General features: G+C 41.2%; 20 protein-coding genes and 1 pseudogene. 13 read left to right on the top strand and 8 right to left on the bottom strand.

The window, feature by feature from the left end; genetic code table 11:
• Window positions 1–630 precede the first annotated feature (630 nt).
• From H6G28_RS02955 to H6G28_RS02930, 7 genes and pseudogenes are all read left to right on the top strand, one after another.
• Window positions 631–1,464, top strand: coding sequence for a photosystem II manganese-stabilizing polypeptide (locus tag H6G28_RS02955; protein ID WP_190587921.1), 834 nt, complete (start codon window positions 631–633; stop codon window positions 1,462–1,464).
• A 674-nt stretch (window positions 1,465–2,138) separates the two neighbouring features.
• The gene (locus tag H6G28_RS02950; protein ID WP_190588307.1) at window positions 2,139–2,915 is read left to right on the top strand and encodes an RNA polymerase sigma factor SigF; all 777 of its coding nucleotides are present in this window, start codon (window positions 2,139–2,141) and stop codon (window positions 2,913–2,915) included.
• Window positions 2,916–3,077: 162 nt separating this feature from the next.
• Window positions 3,078–3,956 (top strand): hypothetical protein, encoded by an 879-nt coding sequence (locus H6G28_RS02945; RefSeq protein ID WP_190587922.1) that lies wholly within the window; start codon window positions 3,078–3,080, stop codon window positions 3,954–3,956.
• A 2-nt stretch (window positions 3,957–3,958) separates the two neighbouring features.
• Window positions 3,959–4,204 carry a hypothetical protein gene (locus H6G28_RS02940; protein WP_190587923.1) on the top strand — a complete coding sequence of 82 codons (246 nt, stop codon included), beginning with the start codon at window positions 3,959–3,961 and terminating at the stop codon, window positions 4,202–4,204.
• 317 nt (window positions 4,205–4,521) lie between these two features.
• Window positions 4,522–4,872 (top strand): annotated as a pseudogene (locus tag H6G28_RS02935) (hypothetical protein); the annotation flags it as partial.
• 147 nt (window positions 4,873–5,019) lie between these two features.
• The gene (locus H6G28_RS37915) at window positions 5,020–8,124 is read left to right on the top strand and encodes a hypothetical protein (RefSeq protein WP_524538602.1); all 3,105 of its coding nucleotides are present in this window, start codon (window positions 5,020–5,022) and stop codon (window positions 8,122–8,124) included.
• Between the two features lie 109 nt (window positions 8,125–8,233).
• Window positions 8,234–8,377, top strand: coding sequence for a photosystem I reaction center subunit VIII (locus tag H6G28_RS02930; protein WP_190587924.1), 144 nt, complete (start codon window positions 8,234–8,236; stop codon window positions 8,375–8,377).
• Between the two features lie 338 nt (window positions 8,378–8,715).
• On the opposite strand, the gene H6G28_RS02925 is transcribed toward H6G28_RS02930, so the two are convergent.
• The 6 genes from H6G28_RS02925 to H6G28_RS02900 all read right to left on the bottom strand — a co-directional run bounded on the left by H6G28_RS02925 (window position 8,716) and on the right by H6G28_RS02900 (window position 11,005).
• Window positions 8,716–8,838 (bottom strand): photosystem II reaction center protein J, encoded by a 123-nt coding sequence (locus H6G28_RS02925; protein WP_062295774.1) that lies wholly within the window; start codon window positions 8,836–8,838, stop codon window positions 8,716–8,718.
• Window positions 8,839–8,911: 73 nt separating this feature from the next.
• Window positions 8,912–9,031 (bottom strand): photosystem II reaction center protein PsbL, encoded by a 120-nt coding sequence (gene psbL, locus H6G28_RS02920; protein ID WP_071989460.1) that lies wholly within the window; start codon window positions 9,029–9,031, stop codon window positions 8,912–8,914.
• A 9-nt stretch (window positions 9,032–9,040) separates the two neighbouring features.
• Complete coding sequence (psbF, locus tag H6G28_RS02915) at window positions 9,041–9,178, bottom strand: cytochrome b559 subunit beta (RefSeq protein ID WP_015115279.1); 138 nt, start codon at window positions 9,176–9,178, stop codon at window positions 9,041–9,043.
• A 9-nt stretch (window positions 9,179–9,187) separates the two neighbouring features.
• Window positions 9,188–9,436: a cytochrome b559 subunit alpha gene (psbE, locus tag H6G28_RS02910; protein WP_062295772.1), complete on the bottom strand. Its 249-nt coding sequence runs from the start codon at window positions 9,434–9,436 to the stop codon at window positions 9,188–9,190.
• 120 nt (window positions 9,437–9,556) lie between these two features.
• A complete protein-coding gene (locus tag H6G28_RS02905; RefSeq protein WP_190587925.1) occupies window positions 9,557–10,579 on the bottom strand; it encodes a photosynthesis system II assembly factor Ycf48 in 1,023 nt (340 codons plus the stop codon).
• A gap of 90 nt (window positions 10,580–10,669) precedes the next feature.
• A complete protein-coding gene (locus H6G28_RS02900; protein WP_062295768.1) occupies window positions 10,670–11,005 on the bottom strand; it encodes a rubredoxin in 336 nt (111 codons plus the stop codon).
• Between the two features lie 195 nt (window positions 11,006–11,200).
• Between H6G28_RS02900 and ndhC the strand changes: the two genes are divergently transcribed.
• The 5 genes from ndhC to H6G28_RS02875 all read left to right on the top strand — a co-directional run bounded on the left by ndhC (window position 11,201) and on the right by H6G28_RS02875 (window position 16,091).
• Window positions 11,201–11,563, top strand: coding sequence for a photosynthetic/respiratory NAD(P)H-quinone oxidoreductase subunit C (gene ndhC / locus H6G28_RS02895; RefSeq protein WP_190587926.1), 363 nt, complete (start codon window positions 11,201–11,203; stop codon window positions 11,561–11,563).
• The gene (gene ndhK, locus H6G28_RS02890) at window positions 11,554–12,288 is read left to right on the top strand and encodes a photosynthetic/respiratory NAD(P)H-quinone oxidoreductase subunit K (RefSeq protein WP_062295764.1); all 735 of its coding nucleotides are present in this window, start codon (window positions 11,554–11,556) and stop codon (window positions 12,286–12,288) included. Before ndhC ends, ndhK begins: the two co-directional genes overlap by 10 nt.
• Window positions 12,281–12,808: an NAD(P)H-quinone oxidoreductase subunit J gene (locus H6G28_RS02885; RefSeq protein ID WP_190668834.1), complete on the top strand. Its 528-nt coding sequence runs from the start codon at window positions 12,281–12,283 to the stop codon at window positions 12,806–12,808. The genes ndhK and H6G28_RS02885 overlap by 8 nt, the downstream gene beginning before the upstream one ends.
• Before the next feature lie 240 nt (window positions 12,809–13,048).
• Window positions 13,049–14,341, top strand: a complete 1,293-nt coding sequence (locus tag H6G28_RS02880) for an ATP-binding protein (RefSeq protein WP_190668832.1) — start codon at window positions 13,049–13,051, stop codon at window positions 14,339–14,341.
• A complete protein-coding gene (locus H6G28_RS02875; RefSeq protein WP_190668830.1) occupies window positions 14,331–16,091 on the top strand; it encodes a tetratricopeptide repeat protein in 1,761 nt (586 codons plus the stop codon). Before H6G28_RS02880 ends, H6G28_RS02875 begins: the two co-directional genes overlap by 11 nt.
• A gap of 164 nt (window positions 16,092–16,255) precedes the next feature.
• Here H6G28_RS02875 and H6G28_RS36660 read toward each other — a convergent pair whose 3' ends face one another.
• Window positions 16,256–16,603, bottom strand: coding sequence for a type II toxin-antitoxin system VapB family antitoxin (locus H6G28_RS36660; RefSeq protein ID WP_242054432.1), 348 nt, complete (start codon window positions 16,601–16,603; stop codon window positions 16,256–16,258).
• Between the two features lie 126 nt (window positions 16,604–16,729).
• On the opposite strand from H6G28_RS36660, the gene H6G28_RS02865 reads away from it, so the two are divergent.
• Complete coding sequence (locus H6G28_RS02865; protein ID WP_313888521.1) at window positions 16,730–16,960, top strand: hypothetical protein; 231 nt, start codon at window positions 16,730–16,732, stop codon at window positions 16,958–16,960.
• A gap of 7 nt (window positions 16,961–16,967) precedes the next feature.
• Here H6G28_RS02865 and H6G28_RS02860 read toward each other — a convergent pair whose 3' ends face one another.
• Window positions 16,968–17,750, bottom strand: a complete 783-nt coding sequence (locus H6G28_RS02860; RefSeq protein ID WP_190668829.1) for a TrmH family RNA methyltransferase — start codon at window positions 17,748–17,750, stop codon at window positions 16,968–16,970.
• Between the last annotated feature and the right edge of the window lie 53 nt (window positions 17,751–17,803).

The following is a 17,803-nucleotide window of genomic DNA, read 5'->3' as shown; positions in this document are numbered from 1 at the left end:
GCAAGCTTCTAGGAGTGGCTGTTGAATTATTTTTAGCTGAACTCCTTACACCCAGTCAGGACTTACGCACAAAAATAGTCTGTAGAGATTGGGTGTAGGAGTGAAAGGGTATGGGGGTGTAAGGGTTTTGGATACATACACCCCTACACCCTTCCCAAACCCTTGATTTTTGTCAGTCCTACTTCAACAAACAATCTTGCGGCCTCAGTCCTAAACTAATTTTGCTCACTCAACACAAATTGCATAACATAGCAATTCTCAGCAAAAGAGAGTGGTGGCTTTGATTACAGCCTCTCAGGAAGCTAGATAGGATCAAAGACTTCCTACTTTAAACTAGAGTGCTTTGATTTTGAGTTAAAAAAAATCGTATGATCTGGCTGATTTCCCTATAAAGCAATGGGCTGTATGTAGTGGCAATACATACATAATACAGAACGACTTCAAAAAACCCTGCAAATGCCTATAGTAGTTGCAAGGTGAGAGGTCGGAGCGACGTTAAAAGCGTCATTGATGCAGCAAAGCCTAACTTTCGGGAACAGCTTGCTGTCAGTGAGGACTGCTTTTCGTCAGAGATCAAAACTTCGTGCAGTTTTACAACTTAGATATTAATTTTTGACATTGAGGTTGACCATGAGGTATCGCGCTTTAATTGTTGCATTCTTGGCTTTATGCCTAGGGCTATTAACTGCTTGCAGTGATGCTCCAGAGGCTAGTGTTAGAGAAGTACTCACCTACGAACAAATTCGTGGAACAGGCTTGGCTAACAAATGTCCTCAATTGGCAGAAACCAGCCGTGGCTCTATTCCCCTTGACAGTAGCCAGTCTTACGCCATTAAAGAACTGTGCTTGGAACCTACTAATTTCTTTGTCAAAGAAGAACCAGCTAATAAACGCCAAATAGCTGAATTTGTAACTGGCAAATTGTTAACCAGATACACTTCTACCATTGACCAAGTACAAGGGCCACTGAAGTTCAACTCAGATGGTAGCTTGACTTTTGTTGAAGAAGATGGTCTAGACTTCCAAGCGATTACAGTTCAACTTCCTGGTGGTGAGCGAGTACCTTTCCTCTTCACCATTAAAAACTTAGTAGCTCAAACACAACCTAGTTTGACCAGCATCAATACTTCTACAGATTTTGAAGGCGAATTTAAAGTGCCTTCTTACCGTGGTGCTGCCTTCCTAGACCCCAAAGGTCGCGGTATTGTGACTGGCTATGATAATGCTGTGGCTCTTCCTGCTCAAGCAGATGACGAAGAACTCACCCGTGCAAATGTGAAGCGTGCTGATATTCTCAAAGGCAAGATTTCTCTGCAAGTAGCTAAAATAGATAGTTCTAGCGGTGAAATTGCAGGTACTTTTGAGAGTGAACAACCATCTGATACTGACTTAGGAGCCGGTGAACCCAAGGAAGTGAAGATTCGCGGTTTATTCTATGCCAGAGTTGAATCTACTCGTTCTTAAACTCAGCACATTGCTGGCATTTAAGATCAAAATTTAAAGCCATTAGGCTTCAAATCAGTCTTTAGAAAATGGACAGGTGGATTTTGAGCTAAATTGACCTAAATGGCCACATATTTCACAACTAAAGGGCTTTTCGCCCTTTTTTTATTGCTGTTCAGAACTTAAATATTATGCGTTGAGATGGGTGTATGGGGGTAAGGGTATAGGGGTGTAATGGTTTTGGATACATACACACGCCACTACTCCCAATTCCTTACCTTAAATTTAGGTCTATTGAATATTTGTAAAAATTGTATTAATTCTTTTGTGAGATACCGTAAGCATACTGAAAAATTACCTTTTATTCAGGTAAAAAAATAATCACAAACAAACTTCATACCCAGGTAAACAAATTAAGTACAATCTCGGTTTGAAATTAAGTAAATTATTTTATATTTTGTTGCTATGTAGTTTTTGATTGGCTACAGATAATAACCAATTCTAAATAACTAAAAAACAATTTTGCCGATTTAAATATTGCTTGATTGTTCAAAATTTCATAGTAGTAGCAGTGCTATATGACGACAAAAGCCTTTACATGTGCATATAGCCCGTTACTTGCTGTGAAATTTTGTAATCTTGGCTTGTTTAAACGCACTTACCCTACTGTTTATTTGCTAAATAAATCCGGTGCTATGCCTACCACAGCCACCAACGAACTGAAGCATGAAGTTTGGCAGTTGTTGAGAGAATATAAGCAATCTCGCTCAGAACATATTCGCAACCAACTGGTAAAACTAAATTTTGGACTGGTAAGAAAAGAAGCTCATTACTGGATTAATCAATGTCGTGAAAGTTATGATGACTTACTCCAGGTTGGTTGTTTAGGTTTAATTCGAGCTATTGAAAGATTTGATATTTCTAAAGGTCACGCTTTTAGTTCCTTTGCCATTCCCTATATTCGTGGTGAAATTCAACACTACCTGCGGGATAAAGGCGTGACCGTCAGGATTCCCAGACGCTATTTAGCAATACAACAACAAGCAATTGGGGTGTCTCGTTCTTTACGAGAAAAATATAATCGCCAACCCACAGATGCTGAATTAGCAGCAGCATTGGAAATTACTCTTAGTGAGTGGCAAGAAATCAAATTAGCGTGGATTAATCGCGCTCCTCTCAGCTTAGATGTGCCAGTTCAAGACTCCGAAGAAGGTGCTACTAGTCTAGGAGAATTAGTTCCTGATCCTCATTACCGCAGCTTTCAACTGGCGCAAGAAGACCAACTGCGTTTACAACAAGCATTGTTTCAACTCGAACAGTGTACTAGAGAAGTTTTAGAATGTGTCTTTTTGCAGGATTTGACACAAAAACAAGTAGCAGAACACTTGGGCATTAGTGTTGTGACGGTTTCTCGGAGAGTAAAAAAAGGGTTGGATTTATTGAAACATCTGATGTGTACAGCAGATGATTGAACATCAGCAAAATAAAACCGTATTTGTACTGGTTTAATTATGTAGAAACCAGCCCTTAAAATTTAATAATTTAGGTTATAAAGGTGAAATACTTTGCCTGAAATAAATACAGGCTTAGTTAATTTCCACAAACAAATTTTCTATAGCTTTTGAGAACAGCCAATGGGCAGAAAATCAAAAATTGCAATTGCAACTATTCTAACTTTGGCGATCGCTGGATGTGCATCAGAAAGCACACCACAAGCTAGTACTCCTGCGCCGGCTCCAACGGCTCCAGGAACACCAGCACCACCCGCCGCAGCCCCGGCCGCAGCGCCACCTGCTAAAACACCACCAGCCACGGCGGCTCAACCGTTTAATAACCCTGTGGTGTCCACAAAAAAGGTCACTAACGTTGCTTTTACCTCTCCTACATTAATTCAACCCACTGATGGTAAAACCCGGATAGATTTGGTAACTAAGGGAAGGCCAGATCCATTTGCCCAGCTTGTTACCCCAACTAGTGCTGAAGTTGGCAAAAATCCTAACGTCAAGCAAATTCCTCGCTTACCTCCTTTATCGGTAGCTATTGTCAAAAATCGCAAAGTGCCAATCAGTACTGCTAGTACTAAAAAAACTCCTATTGCATTGGCGGGAACTACCACCATTCTGCCCAAGGTTTTGCCGCAGGTTGTTCCCAGCAACCCTTTTAGTTCTGTATTACCCTCTACACCCCAACCAGATTTGGCTAAATCAGTGGTGGTGACTGGTGTAGTTTTGATTGGTAGAGAACCCCAAGCTATTATTAAAATTCCCAATGAGCCTTCTAGCCGCTATGTACAAGCGGGACAGCGATTAGCAAATGGTTTGTTGATTAAACGCATTGAAATGAATCAGGGTTCAAATCCGATCGTGATTCTGGAACAATACGGTATTGAAGTTGCCAGAATGGTAGGAGAAGCCCCGACTAACTCAACGCCATCAGTCACATCGGCTGCTAATGGCAATGCAATTTCATCAACTCTACCAACCCAAAATCTAACTGCTGTTGGAGCATCTTAAGGATGGATACTCAGGAAAAATTTGAATTTACTGGTTTACCTCTAGCTGTCTATCGAGAGATAGCTGCTCATTTACGTCAAGTTGAAGGAGTTGAGGCGGGTTTAATTCCCCAGTCATCTCAACAATTTGATTACAACCAAAGTCAAATTGATGGTTTATGGATATCTTGGTCGCCTAACTCTCGTCCTGCAAGCCGACAACGTGTGCAGCAAATTTTGGCTTACTATCACAGCCTTTATGGAGTTTGACGACTGAAATTTCCGTAAATTGCTCAAATTATATCAATAAATTTTTAATTAGCTGGGTGAAGTCAATCTATCCGATCAAGTTTGTAGTGATTGGGTAGTGTTTGTCTTGACCCTGTTTAATTATTTGGATACTATCTGGTTTCTTGCTGACTATTGGCGTTTGATCTGTTGTGATATGTGCCAATTGATAAAAAAATGTTAGTGTTTGGCTCAAAACATGATATTAAGTGATGCAATTATAAATTGCTGAGGTAAACTTGCAAGCAAAATAATGCAAAATATTACTCAGCTGCTCTTCGGTCTGGGCATCACTCAAAATGGAACACTGGCAATTTCTCATCCAGAAACAGGGCGATCGCTCTTGGCACACTTTAGAATCGCCAAATCTACAAATTTTAGAGGGTCGGTACAGAGTTTTAGCTCGTTCTAACCTGCCAAATACAGATGTGGAAGTACGGGTAACTCACTCTACAACTCATGAAGTTCCCCCAAAACGACGGATTCAAAAGTTATCGCGGCGCACTAATTCCGAAGGTTTAATGGCGGTGATTCCCTTTACGCTGCTGAAGCCAGGACTATGGGAATTACGCTGTTCTGGCGATTTGATGTCAGATATTTTTGGTAAATCTTGGCAACAAAGTGTTTATCTACAAGTCTTGTCTCAACAGGCAGAAGTTGAAGTCGATAAATTATCTGGTGGTGGGAATTTAGAGCCAAATTCTCTTGACTTTTTCATAATTTCTTTGCCGGATGCTCCTAATATTCATCAGGTTGATATCAATGCTGGTAGTCAGTCAATTTCGCCAACTACAGAGGTGAAGACAGATAGTGACTTAGTGACTAACGAACTTTCGGCGGAAATTGCGTCAATTGCCAGTGATAATGCTATTACGACAACGGCAGAAGCAGTCCCTGAGAGTAATTTAGATGAATTACCTGTAGAAGCAAATTTAGTTACCAGCGATCGCACTTTATCTGTCACCCCAGCCGAAATTCCTGATAGCAATTCCATAAACAGCGAATTGGCGGCGGAAACTTTATCTACAAATGATGAAACATTTGCCGTTACTAGAGAAGAAATTCCTGATCATCACTTGTCTGTCAGTGAAGTAAGCGATCGCACTTTATCGGAAACCACACAGGAAATTTCTGATGATGACTTGCAGGTAAGTGCAGTTTCGGGACAAGAAACTGTCAGCACAGAGGAAATTTCTGATGATGACTTGTATGTACAAGAAACTTTACTTATCAGCGATCGCACTTTATCAGTAAGTACTGAGGAAATTGCTGATGATGACTTGTATGTACAAGAAACTTTACCTACGAGCGATCGCACTTTATTAGTAAGTACCGAGGAAATCTCTGAGCATAATTCGCAGGTAAGTGAAGTGTCAGTACAAGAAACTTTACCTACAAGCGATGATACTTTGTCAGTCACCACAGAAGAAGAAATTTCGACTCATAACTTGGTTGTGAGTGAATCGGCTTTTGCGGAAACTCCAGCAGAAATCCCTGATGGTAGCTTGGTTGTGGCTCAATTTTCTGGTGAAAAATCAGAATATGGTATTGATCAACCTGTAAGTCCGGTATGGCTAAAAGGTGAAACAGCAGAACAAATATTACAAAGTTTAATAGATCAAGCTTTACCCACCTTGTTGTTAGAGGATGAGCAGCTAGAAGAGGAGGAAACGATACAACCATTACCACCACTCAAGCTGACTTTAGAGCAAGAAAACTATGTGGCGCGTTGGGGACAAGGACTCAGCATTAATGCCACTGTGGAGTTACAAACACAGCCTGATTTGGAAGATGAGCTACAGTACCCCACTACTTTTTATGCACTAGAAGCCAAAATTGAGCTACGCTCACCTTTAAGTTCAGAAGTTTTGGCTCAGGTAAGGCAACCTTTAGCAGATAATGTACTGCCTTTTGCAATTAACTCGGCCATTAATATTCCGATTGATTGTGAATCTAAACTGCTTTTGGGTGAACTCAGTTTATATGGCGCAATCAGTGATTTTGATGATGTCACATTGTTAGCTAATAGCTCTTTTACAATTACGGCGGATGTATCAGAATTATTAGCGATCGCTACAGTGGCAAAATCTTATCAGCAAAACTTTTTTGATAACTCTAGTACTTTAGCGGTTTCTCTACCGAGTCAAGAGCCAGAAACATCGGTCAGCTTGGGTTTGGAACTGTTTAACCTGGTCAAAACTACTGCTACACAACCACAAACTATTCTGCCATCACCAAGCCAGCCTTTACCGCCGCAAATTAATTTGTTGTCTCTGAAAAAGTCAGGAGATTGGCGATCGCCACAATTGCCTAAGTTACCAGAAAATCAAACAAGTGCGATCGCAATTAATGATGAGTTAACAGAGGTTCCCCCAGAAGGACAACAAGAAGGGGATTTGCAAGACCAGACACCTCCCATCCCTTTAGCACCCATTAACTTAGAACAGCTAGAAATTAAAAGTCGTCCAGGGTGGATGGCGGGGAATGTCTTTCCTTATCTCAAACGCCGGAAAACTGCACCGACTGAGACGACAGATTTAGAAGATGTTTCTGATTCTCCGATATTTGAAGAGTCTCTGGTAGTTGAGCCAGAAATTGAGAACCCAGAGACAGATAATGCTGTGGTGGAAACTTTGGCTTCCCCAACTTCGGAATTGCAAAACCTAGATTTAGATGATTCTGTAACTGAAACGTTAACTTCAACCGATGCTTTGGAACTGGAAAATCTAGATTTAGATAATTCCGTAGCTGAAACCTTAACTTCAAGCGATTCTGAGTCGGAGAACCCAGATGTCAATGATTCTGTGGTGGAAGAACTAACGCCAGCTAGTTCTGAGTTATTTGCTGTGTCTATGCTAGAAATGCCTGTGACACCAAGTTTGGAATTTAGTGACGACTCCATCTTAGAACCAGCTGCTCCCTTAAGCTCAGAATTGATAGCAGAGGTTAATCCTTATTCCTCGCCGTTAATTAGGAAGTGGATGCAGAGCCAAGGCTATGTTGTACCTGAACTTCCGCCTCTACCAAAGCAACGCCGTAACACAGAAGTTTTAGAGCCTGTTCCTGTGGACGAGGATTTTATAGAGACTGATTTACCAATGCCAAGTTTTGAGGCTGATTTGTCATCAAATCTTGATACAGGGATAGAAACTATTCATGGTGAATCTGAGGCTAATGCGGAAGTGGAGAGTAATTTAAATATCTCTGAAACTGAGGAAATTACAGAGGCGGAAATAAATACAGTAGAATCTGAGCTTGAGGAACATCCAGAGACAAGCATAATTACAGCAGAATCTGAGGAGCTAAATATCTCGGCGGATGTGGAAACAGAAAACATTCCTCTTGAGGAATCTAACTCTTCATTGCCATTAACAGAGCTACCCTTAAATCAAAAGATTAAAATACCGAGAGCTTGGTTAGCGCAAGAGATTGTGGTTGATGATACTGATAGTGAACCTATCGAAGATCATTTTGTCGAGCAACCACAGCAGTCAATTCCGGCTGTAGCGTCATTCCCCTTAGATGGCGAAAAATTGGAACCTTTACCCATTCCGCAATTACATATACCCGCAGGCGAACTGATTGCGGGTCAGTCGGTGCGTGTGCGTGTAGAACTACCAGAAGTTCCTGCGCCAGTGGTGGTGAAATTGTGGATTGAGGATTGCCAAACTCGCGGGTTATTGGATGGCCCTCATGTGTTCAAAGATTTGCTACCTAAAGCCTTGGGTGGTGTAGAGGTGATGACTCAGATCAATATTCCCTTTGGCTGTGTGGAAATTCGTTTAGAAGCGATCGCCTTTAATCCATCTACTCAACAAGAAAGTCACAAAGCATCGGTTGTCAGGACTGTAATTCCACCAGATTTACCAAATTATCAGTTAGATGAATTGTTGGGTTTGTAAACAACAGCTTTACATAACTGTGTTAAAAATCTTTAGAATTTAAAAAATCTGACTGAATTTGCAGTAAGCTCATTTTGAATTGTAGTGTGATTTAACAGGAACCTTTACCATGTCCACTGAACTTTTCCCCCAAATTTTTGCTTATTCTGCATCTTTCTTGTCTCCTATCTTTGTACCTATTATTGGTTGGGTTCTGCCAATAGCAACATTCTCGTTTCTGTTGTTATACATTGAGCGTGATGACATTGCCTAAATAGGTATTTAGTAATAATTAATTGGTAAAAATTTTAGTAGCCAATTAATTATCACTTCCTTACAATTCACTAGATTGTGCAATCAATTAATACTTAAAATACCGCCTAACTCCAAGAGTCAGGCGGTTTTCTTGTACTGATTTCTAAACAAGTGCTAGAAAATTCAGTGAATATATAGAAGTAGTCAGATATATCAGGAAATTGGGAAAGCTCGAATGCTAGGAATAATAAGATTTTTACCTCCTGCCTTTTGCCTTCTGAAGACAGCGCGTTGCGGGGGTTCTCTCCGTTGTAGCGACTGTCGTCCTCCTGCTATATTATGAGGTTCAAACCACTTTTATAGTGAAGAACCAATCCCAGCGTAGGCTCCGTAGAAGAAGATACCTACAACAGTAATTACGCCTAAACCTGCGATTGTAGCGACAACCCACAGGGGAATTCTTCCAGTTCCAGCAGACACAGATTTTCCTCCTCCCTTAATAACAAATCAACACAAATTTTAGATAAACAAAGTTTCCCAAAAATAGTTCCAGTTAGTTAAAGAAGTAACTGGAAAAGAGAATACCTAGAACAAAAATCAGTAGCAATCCCAGGTATAAAGAAGTACGGTTAAGTTCAACCGGTTGGTTATTGGGATTGGGCGTTCTTTCCATGATTTGCTCCTAGCGTTGAATAAATTGCATTGCGGCGATCGCGCCCAAGAAAAACACGGTTGGCACACCCAAGGTATGAACTGCCAGCCATCTAACTGTAAAAATTGGATAGGTAACTGGTTGATTGATGTTATTTCCGCTAGTCATGATTTCAAACTACTTTCCAATAAATTTTTCAACTTGTTTCTTGGCTTCATAACGGTTATTCACAATTGGCAATTCCTGCCGTGTTTGTGTGTAATACTCGTTAGGGCGAGGTGTGCCAAATACATCATAAGCCAGCCCGGTGCTAACAAATAGCCAACCGGCAATAAATAATGCTGGGATGGTGATGCTGTGAATTACCCAGTAACGAATGCTGGTAATAATGTCCGAAAACGGACGTTCTCCAGTGGTACCTGACATTTAGATCCCTACCTTCACAAAGACTGTTATTGAGTTTATTATCCTACAAAGTTTAGAAAGAGTTACAACTTGCAACGCTGTTCTCATAAATCAGAATTAACACTTAAACTTCGGTTATGTCTAAGCTGCTTTTTCTGACGCAGTTTTTTCAGCCCTGGCGTTATATTTCAGCAATACACCGCGATCGCCAATGATAAATCCTTGGTCGGGACTGAGAAAGACTATTTTATATAGATTAGCGGCTACCTGTTCCACATCACGGTCTTTTTCCCAGGTTTTACCACCATCAGTACTCCGCAGCAAGTTACCGCTACCACCGCCTATCCACAGTTCATTGGGTGTGCGATAAGCCAAATCCAGTAAACCCCAACTGGTGGATAACTCTGGATATAAAGCTTCTTGCCATTCTTCGGCGTTATTGGGTTCACTAAATTGAATCTGACCACCGCGTGCTAATAACCACAGTTGGCCATTATCATTGAAACCCATATTTTCTACACGCCGAGAACTAATGCGGTTATGGGGAACCCAAGCATTTTGTCCTGGTTCCCAAGTCGAGTAAAAGCTACCCTTAGCTGAAACTGCGACATATTTACCATCAGCAGAACGCTGCATATTCCGTACTACACCAACAGCAGCTTCGACTTGGGCTTTCCAATTTTTACCACCGTCAGTAGTTTTGTAAATTGCACCCACATCTGTAGCCATTTCGGCTGAGTTGGTTCCCAGTGCATGAACAGAAATGGGATTACCAGGTAACTTTTCGCTCAAAGGAATACGTGACCAAGAACGACCTTCATCGGTGGTATGCAGTAATAGGGAAGGTTCGCCGACTATCCAACCTTCTTTGCCAGAAAAACTGACAGAATCAAAGCGATATCGAGAATCATCCAGTGCTAAGGACAAGGGTTGCCAATTTTTACCACCGTCTTGAGTTTCTAAAAGTGTGGCGTTGCTGCCTACTAAAAAACCATGCTGAGAATCTTGGGTAAAAGCGATATCTAGCAACTTCTCGTTGGTTGGCACAGTAATAATTTCCCAAGGGTTGAAGCTAGTGGAAGGCACTTTACTACAACCTATACACAAAACAACTACTATCAAACAGGCAATTATGCGTTGCCAACTTTTCACAATGGATTGCATCAGTATTTCTTAGTGTTTTCTAAATTCGTTTAAGTTTTACCTTAAGAGATGCGATCGCTCTCTAAAATCGGTAAAGCAAGATAGCGGGTCTTATTGTAAGCCGTAAAGACTGATAAAGAACAAGAAAGCCAGAGCCAAAGCCCCAAAAATTAAGATATTCTTCTGCCCTGGAGTCAGTTTGTTCACACCCAAGCCAAAACCCAGATTTTCTTTAAAACCAGATGCTGTACCAGCCGGGCCAATATTGGTAAAAGCAGTTTTTTTAGCACTACAAACTGGACAACGCCAGTTTACAGGCAAGTCTGTAAACAGTGTCCCGGAAGGGATATCATGCTTATCATCTCCCTTCTCAGGTTCATAAACATAACCGCAGGCGCGACACTCATAGCGGTCTAACGCTGGAGTCTCAACAGCTTGTTCGCTCATGGCTAAGGTCTCCCAGAGGGGAATTATTAAATATACGTTAAAAATTATGACATAACTGTTAGACTTTTCTATCACTCATACAAACGAATCAAATACCTGAAATCCGTCTGTTTCCCAGATTTCAGAAAACTCGAAAAGATATAATGTAAAAGAAAGTAACAGCGTTATTTACACCATAAGCGGTAGAAATTCATTGTGTTTGTCCTTAGCGGTTACGAGTACTTCCTAGGCTTCTTAATTATCTGTAGCCTAGTGCCAGCCCTGGCGCTTTCTGCTTCCAAGCTTCTCAGACCCAGTGGTAACAGCCTGGAACGCCGCACAACTTATGAATCTGGGATGGAACCCATCGGTGGAGCCTGGATTCAGTTCAACATTCGCTACTATATGTTTGCGCTGGTTTTTGTCGTCTTTGACGTAGAAACTGTGTTTTTGTATCCTTGGGCGGTTGCTTTCAACCGTTTAGGGCTATTAGCATTCATTGAGGCGCTAATTTTTATTGCAATTCTTGTAATTGCTTTAGTTTACGCATGGCGTAAAGGAGCTTTGGAATGGTCTTGAATTCTGATTTAAGCACCCAAAACAAAGAGCAAATCATCAACCCCATTGAGCGTCCGACAGTCACTCAAGACCTTTCAGAAAATATTATCTTGACAACGGTTGATGACCTCTACAACTGGGCTAGGCTTTCAAGTCTTTGGCCTTTGCTGTTTGGGACAGCTTGCTGCTTTATTGAGTTTGCAGCTTTAATTGGCTCTCGGTTTGACTTTGACCGCTTTGGTTTAATTCCCCGTTCCAGCCCCCGTCAAGCTGACTTGATTATTACCGCCGGCACAATCACGATGAAGATGGCACCCCAGTTAGTGCGTCTTTATGAACAAATGCCTGAGCCAAAATATGTGATTGCGATGGGCGCTTGTACAATTACTGGCGGGATGTTCAGCGTCGATTCTCCCACAGCTGTACGCGGAGTTGATAAGTTAATTCCGGTAGATGTGTATTTACCTGGTTGTCCTCCCCGCCCCGAAGCGATTATTGATGCAATCATTAAGCTGCGGAAGAAAATTGCTAATGATTCCATGCAAGAACGCGCTCAAATCAAGCAAACCCACCGCTTCTACAGTACAACTCACAACTTGAAGCCAGTCGCAGAAATTTTAACTGGCAAGTATATGCAGTCAGAAACTCGCTTCACTCCACCCAAAGAATTAACAGAAGCAATTGGTTTACCAGTACCACCTGCGCTGCTAACTTCTCAAACCAAGGAGGAATTGAACCGTGGCTGATGAAGAATCTAAACCAGTTCCCGCAGGACAAGATGCTTTAGTGCCGGCTGGGCCGATTTCGCAATGGTTAGCAGAAAATGGCTTTGATCATGAATCTTTAGCGCCGGATAAAAATGGTGTAGAGATTATTAAAGTCGGGCCAGAATTTTTACTCCCCATTGCTACAGCTTTGTATGCTTATGGGTTTAACTATCTCCAGTTTCAATCGGGTATTGACCTTGGCCCAGGACAGGATTTAGTCAGTGTGTATCACTTAGTCAAAGTTGGTGATAATGCTGATAAACCGGAAGAAGTGCGAGTTAAGGTATTCCTCCCCAGAGAAAATCCCCGAATCCCTTCAGTTTACTGGATTTGGAAAACCGCAGACTGGCAAGAACGCGAAACCTACGATATGTTCGGCATAGTCTACGAAGGACATCCCAACCTGAAGCGGATTTTAATGCCAGAAGATTGGGTGGGCTGGCCTTTGCGGAAAGATTACGTCTCGCCTGATTTTTACGAGTTGCAAGACGCTTATTAGGTAGTGCTGAGTTTCAGTTGGTGAGAATTTTGATGTCTCATTCTTAACCCTTCTCCGGTGACGGAGGAGGGTAATGTTTTTTAAACGCGGAGGAATGGGGAGGTTGGCGCAGCGAAAAGTTGCGTGCGGGGGTTCCCCCCGTTGAGCAAACTTTTCAAGACAGAGTTTCGTAGAGGGATATGTTCTAGTTTTGGGTGGATGGGTGATGATATGAATAGTTAAGTTATGCAGTGATGTCTTATGTCTGATGAATTATTAAAGTCTTTTCAGCAAGCTTATAGAAATTTAGAGTTATTACCACTCATTGAGACAAAAGATTTAGATAGATTTAGGGTGAATTATGGTGATGAGGTAATTGAGGAATTAGAGCAGTTAGTCGAAGATAGTCCTAATGGTGATGGCAAGATTATTTTTACCGGACATCGTGGTTGTGGTAAGTCTACTTTGTTGGCTGAGTTTAGTAGAAGAACACAAAACCGTTATTTTGTAGTTTTATTTTCGATTTCCGACACAATTGAAATGTCAGATGTTAATCACATCAATATTTTATTTGCGATCGCTGTTAATTTAATGTATGAGGCAGAAGCCCGTAGAGTCGAAATTCCTAAGTCTGCGAAAAATGCTTTTTATAAGTGGTTTGCTACTCGGACTAAGACGGAAGAATTTAATATTGAAGCTGAAACTTCACTTGGGTTTGATTTGCTCAAGTTGATTAGTAATAAGTTAAAGGCTGATGCGGCTGTTCGCTATGAAATTAAGCAAGAGTTTGAGAGAAAAATTTCTGATTTAATTGCTCGGATTAATGAAATAGCTGCCGTTATTCATGTAGCTACTAAACAAGATGTTTTAGTGATTATTGATGATTTAGATAAATTGGAACTGGAAAGGGTAAATGACATATATAGAGACAATATTAAAACTTTATGTCAACCAAATTTTAGAATTATTTATACACTACCTATTGCTGTTTTACGAGATAAGTTTCTCAGACGACTGATTGAGACGGAAACTAATGATCAAGTTGTAGTTATGCCTGTATTAAAGTTATTTGAACAAGGGCAAAGTCGTCAGGTTGGTGCAAAGCCTCGACCGCAAGCAGAGAATATTTTATGTGAAATCTTACAAAAACGAATCGCATCTGAACTTATAGAAAAACAAACGGCAGAAAAGATTGTTTTAAATAGCGGTGGTGTGTTGCGAGAGTTAGTAAGAATTGCTAATGAATGCTGCCGCATTTGTCTGCGATTAATTAGGCGTAAACCTGGACAAGCTGTGGTGATTGATGAGCAAATTTTAGATGAGGCGGTTAATAATATCCGTAATGATTTTGCTGTGCCTTTGGGGAAACTGGATTATGGCATCTTGCAAACTACTTATAACAACTTTATGCCCGATGATCCGAGAGATTCTGAGTTTTTAGATTTGCTCCACGGACTTTATATTTTGGAATATCGCAACCGCAAGAACTGGTACGATGTTCACCCAATAGTTGTAGAACTCTTAAGAGACCGGGGGTTGATAAATGACAGTTAATGAACTATTTGAAGATGCAAAAAATCGAGATGTTTATGATGATTTAATTGTTTCTATAGAGGCTAAAGCACATCAGTTAAATTTGCTAATTGCTGTTTGTGATGATGCTAGTTTTCGGGATGAAATTATTGCTCAGTATGAATCTGAATTACAGAGGGAAATCCGTCCTTATCGGGTGACATTGGCAAGGGGTGAACCGAGTTTAAGGGCTGCTGTTGCTCAACTAGTAGAAAGTGAAAAGTATTTGCAGCAACATAACCCAGCAGTAATTACAGTCACAGGGATAGAACAGCTTTATTTTCTAAAACTGGGACAGGAACGTTCAGAACAAGAGATTTTTTTCGGTTATTTGCAGTGGACTAGGGAAGGGTTGAGGGAATTTCCTTTTGCGATTGTCTTGTGGGTAACTAATCAGATTTTAGTTAATTTGATAAAGAAAGCTCCTGATTTTTGGAGTTGGCGTAATGGTGTTTTTCACTTTGTGTCTAGAAAGAAAAATACAATTTCTGGTAGAGAATTGGAACCAATTCGTTTTGCTTTCAGTGGCAATGAGTTTTCCGGGTTGGATGATGAGAATCCCTATTTATTACCCATAGAAGATTTGCAAGGATTTATTCAGAATGCAGAAAAGCGAGGTGTTAAAGATGCAACTTTAGCAACTTTGTACTTTAGTTTAGGAGAAATTTATAGAAAAAGACTTGAACGAGGTGAGTTTCAAGATTACAAAAAAGAGCAAGAATTAGGAATTGAATATTTGAGCAAGGCTGTTGAACTGCAAAAAGAGTTAGCTTTAGAAAAGGACTTATCCAGTAGTATCACCAAGCTAGCGTTACTCTACAACTCCCAAGGCAGATACAGCGAGGCTGAACCTCTTTTTATCCAAGCCTTGGCACTCAGACGCAAGCTGTTGGGTGAAGAACATCCTGATGTGGCACTTAGTCTCAATAATCTGGCGTTACTCTACAACTCCCAAGGCAGATATAGCGAAGCCGAACCCCTTTTTATCCAAGCTTTGGCACTCAGGCGCAAACTGCTGGGTGAAGAACATTCCAATGTCGCTTCTAGCCTCAGTAACCTAGCTAATCTTTACCACTCTCAAGGCAGATACAGCGAAGCTGAACCCCTTTACATCCAAGCTTTGGCACTCAGGCGCAAGCTGCTAGGTGAAGAACATCCTGATGTCGCCTCTAGCCTTCACAATCTAGCGGGACTCTACTATTCCCAAGACAGATATAGCGAAGCCGAACCTCTTTACATCCAAGCTTTGGCACTTAGACGCAAGCTATTGGGAAAAGAACATCCCGATGTCGCCTCTAGTCTCAACAACCTAGCGACACTCTACTCTTCCCAAGGCAAATACAGCGAAGCCGAACCAATGTGCATCACAGCTTTGGCACTCAGGCGCGAGCTGCTGGGAGAGGAACATCCAGAGTTTGCACAAAGCCTCAACAACTTAGCGCATCTCTATCACTCCCAAGGCGAATACAGCAAAGCCGAACCACTTTACATTAAAGCTTTGGCACTTAGGCGCAAGCTGTTGGGTAAAGAACATTCCAATGTCGCCTCTAGCCTCAATAACCTAGGGTTACTCTATAAATCTCAAGGCAGATACAGCGAAGCTGAACCCCTTTTCATCCAAGCTTTAGATATTCTAGAACGAGGCTTAGGTGAAAATAATTCAAATACTATTACTGTACGTAAAAATTTAGCAGAGTTGCGCGATCGCCTCCCCTCAGAACAATCATATTGAGTCCCATATCTTTTTTTATCTCGCGCAAAGGCGCAAAGTCGCAAAGAAGAGCGCAAGAGTGTAGTTTCAAGCTCGAAGTTTCGTGTTCTGAGGTGGAATGATGGAGTTGTGAAGGCGATCGCTTGACCTTTTTACTCAGAGTTTTAGGTTCTAAGTTGAAATCCTTATATTGTTTTTGTTTTACTCTCATCAAGGTTGCCTTCCCATTTGAGATTACCTCGATAAGCCTTGATTTTTTCTTGCTGCTTTAGTTTAATCAGTGTCTTCAACCCAAGTTCAATTACTTCTTGTGCCGTCTTCAGCCCAGTGACTCTAATTGCTTCATCTATCAGCTTTTCGTCAATCACAAAATCAGTTTTCATAACAGGTTTAGATGTTTGTATTACGATTTTACTGAAAACTTTGCATTCAGAAGGGGAATAATGGGGTTGAAAGGGCGATCGCTGGAGGATTGTGTCATCTACTCTAGCAACACAACACGATCGCCTAATCCCTTGATTTTGCGGATTCATACTTAAGTGCTAAATGTGTAAAGTAGATACAGCAGATAGCCATCAAGGTTGTATATATGCAAAATAGAGATTTGTAGGAATTGCAATTTAAAACTAAAGTTAGTAAATCAATATTTTTCAGTCAGTATGATGGAGCAAAATGATCATCAACAGCGCCGCGCCGCTAATCAAGAGTTTGAACAATCTCTCAACCAGTTGGAAGGTATTCTACAGCAAGGTCTGACTGAAGACGACGAAACCCAGATTGAAGAACCAATCGATATTGAACTAGCTGATGATTTAACAGAAATTGATTTAGCTGCTTTTGAGGATGCGGTGGCTGATATTGAACAATATCTGGAAGAAAAGACAAAGTGATGCTGCTTTAGTTTGTGGTTATTTGTCGCCGAGCTTCGTATAACATTAAAGCAGCTGCGATCGCCACATTTAAAGACTCGACTCCAGGACTCAGGGGAATATTGACTTGTTTATCTGCCATGTTTGCCAAGTCTGCCGATAAACCTGCGCCTTCGTTCCCCAATAAAATTAAACTGGGTTTGTGCCAATCAATTTCCCAATAAGTTAATTTTGCTGTCGGCAAAGTCGCTATCACTTGCATTCCCGCCTGCTGACTTTGCTGGACTGTGGTTAATAAATCTTCACTCACTGCCATATTTAAGCGAAACCATTGTCCAGCACTAGCACGCAACACTTTGGGATTATCTAAATCTACACTATCACCAGTCAACCATAATCCCGATGCACCAGCCGCAGCCGCCGTGCGAATAATCGTACCTAAATTCCCAGGGTCTTGGATGGTTTCTAAAGCTAAAACAATGCCATCAAAGGGGACTTGATTGATGGACTCGCTGCGTTTGGCTGTGGCGACTACACCATCTGGTTGTATTGTAGTAGCGATCGCTCCTAAAACTTCCTCGCTGACAATTTCTGCCCTTTCACAACTACTACATAACCTCTCCCACAAGGAAGCATGAGCCGCTTGCCAGTCTGGTGTACAACACACCGTTTCTAAGGGATAATTTACCGTACAAGCTTCTTCTAACAAATGCGTCCCTTCCAACAAAAACAACTCCTGCTTGTGACGCTCCTTAGTAGAGTGCAGCTTGCGAATTTGCTTAACGAGAGGGTTTTGTAAACTAGTTAACATTTGCTAATAATTTGCTAGTAGTGGAGCTTTGATTTTACTCAGCACTTAGCACT

Origin of the sequence: Nostoc sp. FACHB-190 (assembly GCF_014696905.1) — a bacterium.
Taxonomy (GTDB): domain Bacteria; phylum Cyanobacteriota; class Cyanobacteriia; order Cyanobacteriales; family Nostocaceae; genus Nostoc_B.
Note: the sequence above shows the minus strand (reverse complement) of the source record. Positions and strands in the feature narration are given on the sequence as shown.

What these genes read in the sequence shown, in the direction of transcription:
- H6G28_RS02940 (WP_190587923.1), top strand. Translation starts at nt 3,959, where the DNA reads ATGGATACTCAGGAAAAATTTGAATTTACTGGTTTACCTCTAGCTGTC.
- H6G28_RS02905 (WP_190587925.1), bottom strand. Translation starts at nt 10,579, where the DNA reads ATGCAATCCATTGTGAAAAGTTGGCAACGCATAATTGCCTGTTTGATA.
- H6G28_RS02875 (WP_190668830.1), top strand. Translation starts at nt 14,331, where the DNA reads ATGACAGTTAATGAACTATTTGAAGATGCAAAAAATCGAGATGTTTAT.
- H6G28_RS02950 (WP_190588307.1), top strand. Translation starts at nt 2,139, where the DNA reads ATGCCTACCACAGCCACCAACGAACTGAAGCATGAAGTTTGGCAGTTG.
- H6G28_RS02880 (WP_190668832.1), top strand. Translation starts at nt 13,049, where the DNA reads ATGTCTGATGAATTATTAAAGTCTTTTCAGCAAGCTTATAGAAATTTA.
- H6G28_RS02955 (WP_190587921.1), top strand. Translation starts at nt 631, where the DNA reads ATGAGGTATCGCGCTTTAATTGTTGCATTCTTGGCTTTATGCCTAGGG.
- H6G28_RS36660 (WP_242054432.1), bottom strand. Translation starts at nt 16,603, where the DNA reads ATGAATCCGCAAAATCAAGGGATTAGGCGATCGTGTTGTGTTGCTAGA.
- ndhK (WP_062295764.1), top strand. Translation starts at nt 11,554, where the DNA reads ATGGTCTTGAATTCTGATTTAAGCACCCAAAACAAAGAGCAAATCATC.
- psbE (WP_062295772.1), bottom strand. Translation starts at nt 9,436, where the DNA reads ATGTCAGGTACCACTGGAGAACGTCCGTTTTCGGACATTATTACCAGC.
- psbL (WP_071989460.1), bottom strand. Translation starts at nt 9,031, where the DNA reads ATGGAAAGAACGCCCAATCCCAATAACCAACCGGTTGAACTTAACCGT.
- H6G28_RS02900 (WP_062295768.1), bottom strand. Translation starts at nt 11,005, where the DNA reads ATGAGCGAACAAGCTGTTGAGACTCCAGCGTTAGACCGCTATGAGTGT.
- H6G28_RS02865 (WP_313888521.1), top strand. Translation starts at nt 16,730, where the DNA reads ATGATGGAGCAAAATGATCATCAACAGCGCCGCGCCGCTAATCAAGAG.
- H6G28_RS02930 (WP_190587924.1), top strand. Translation starts at nt 8,234, where the DNA reads ATGTCCACTGAACTTTTCCCCCAAATTTTTGCTTATTCTGCATCTTTC.
- psbF (WP_015115279.1), bottom strand. Translation starts at nt 9,178, where the DNA reads ATGACTAGCGGAAATAACATCAATCAACCAGTTACCTATCCAATTTTT.
- H6G28_RS02860 (WP_190668829.1), bottom strand. Translation starts at nt 17,750, where the DNA reads ATGTTAACTAGTTTACAAAACCCTCTCGTTAAGCAAATTCGCAAGCTG.
- H6G28_RS02945 (WP_190587922.1), top strand. Translation starts at nt 3,078, where the DNA reads ATGGGCAGAAAATCAAAAATTGCAATTGCAACTATTCTAACTTTGGCG.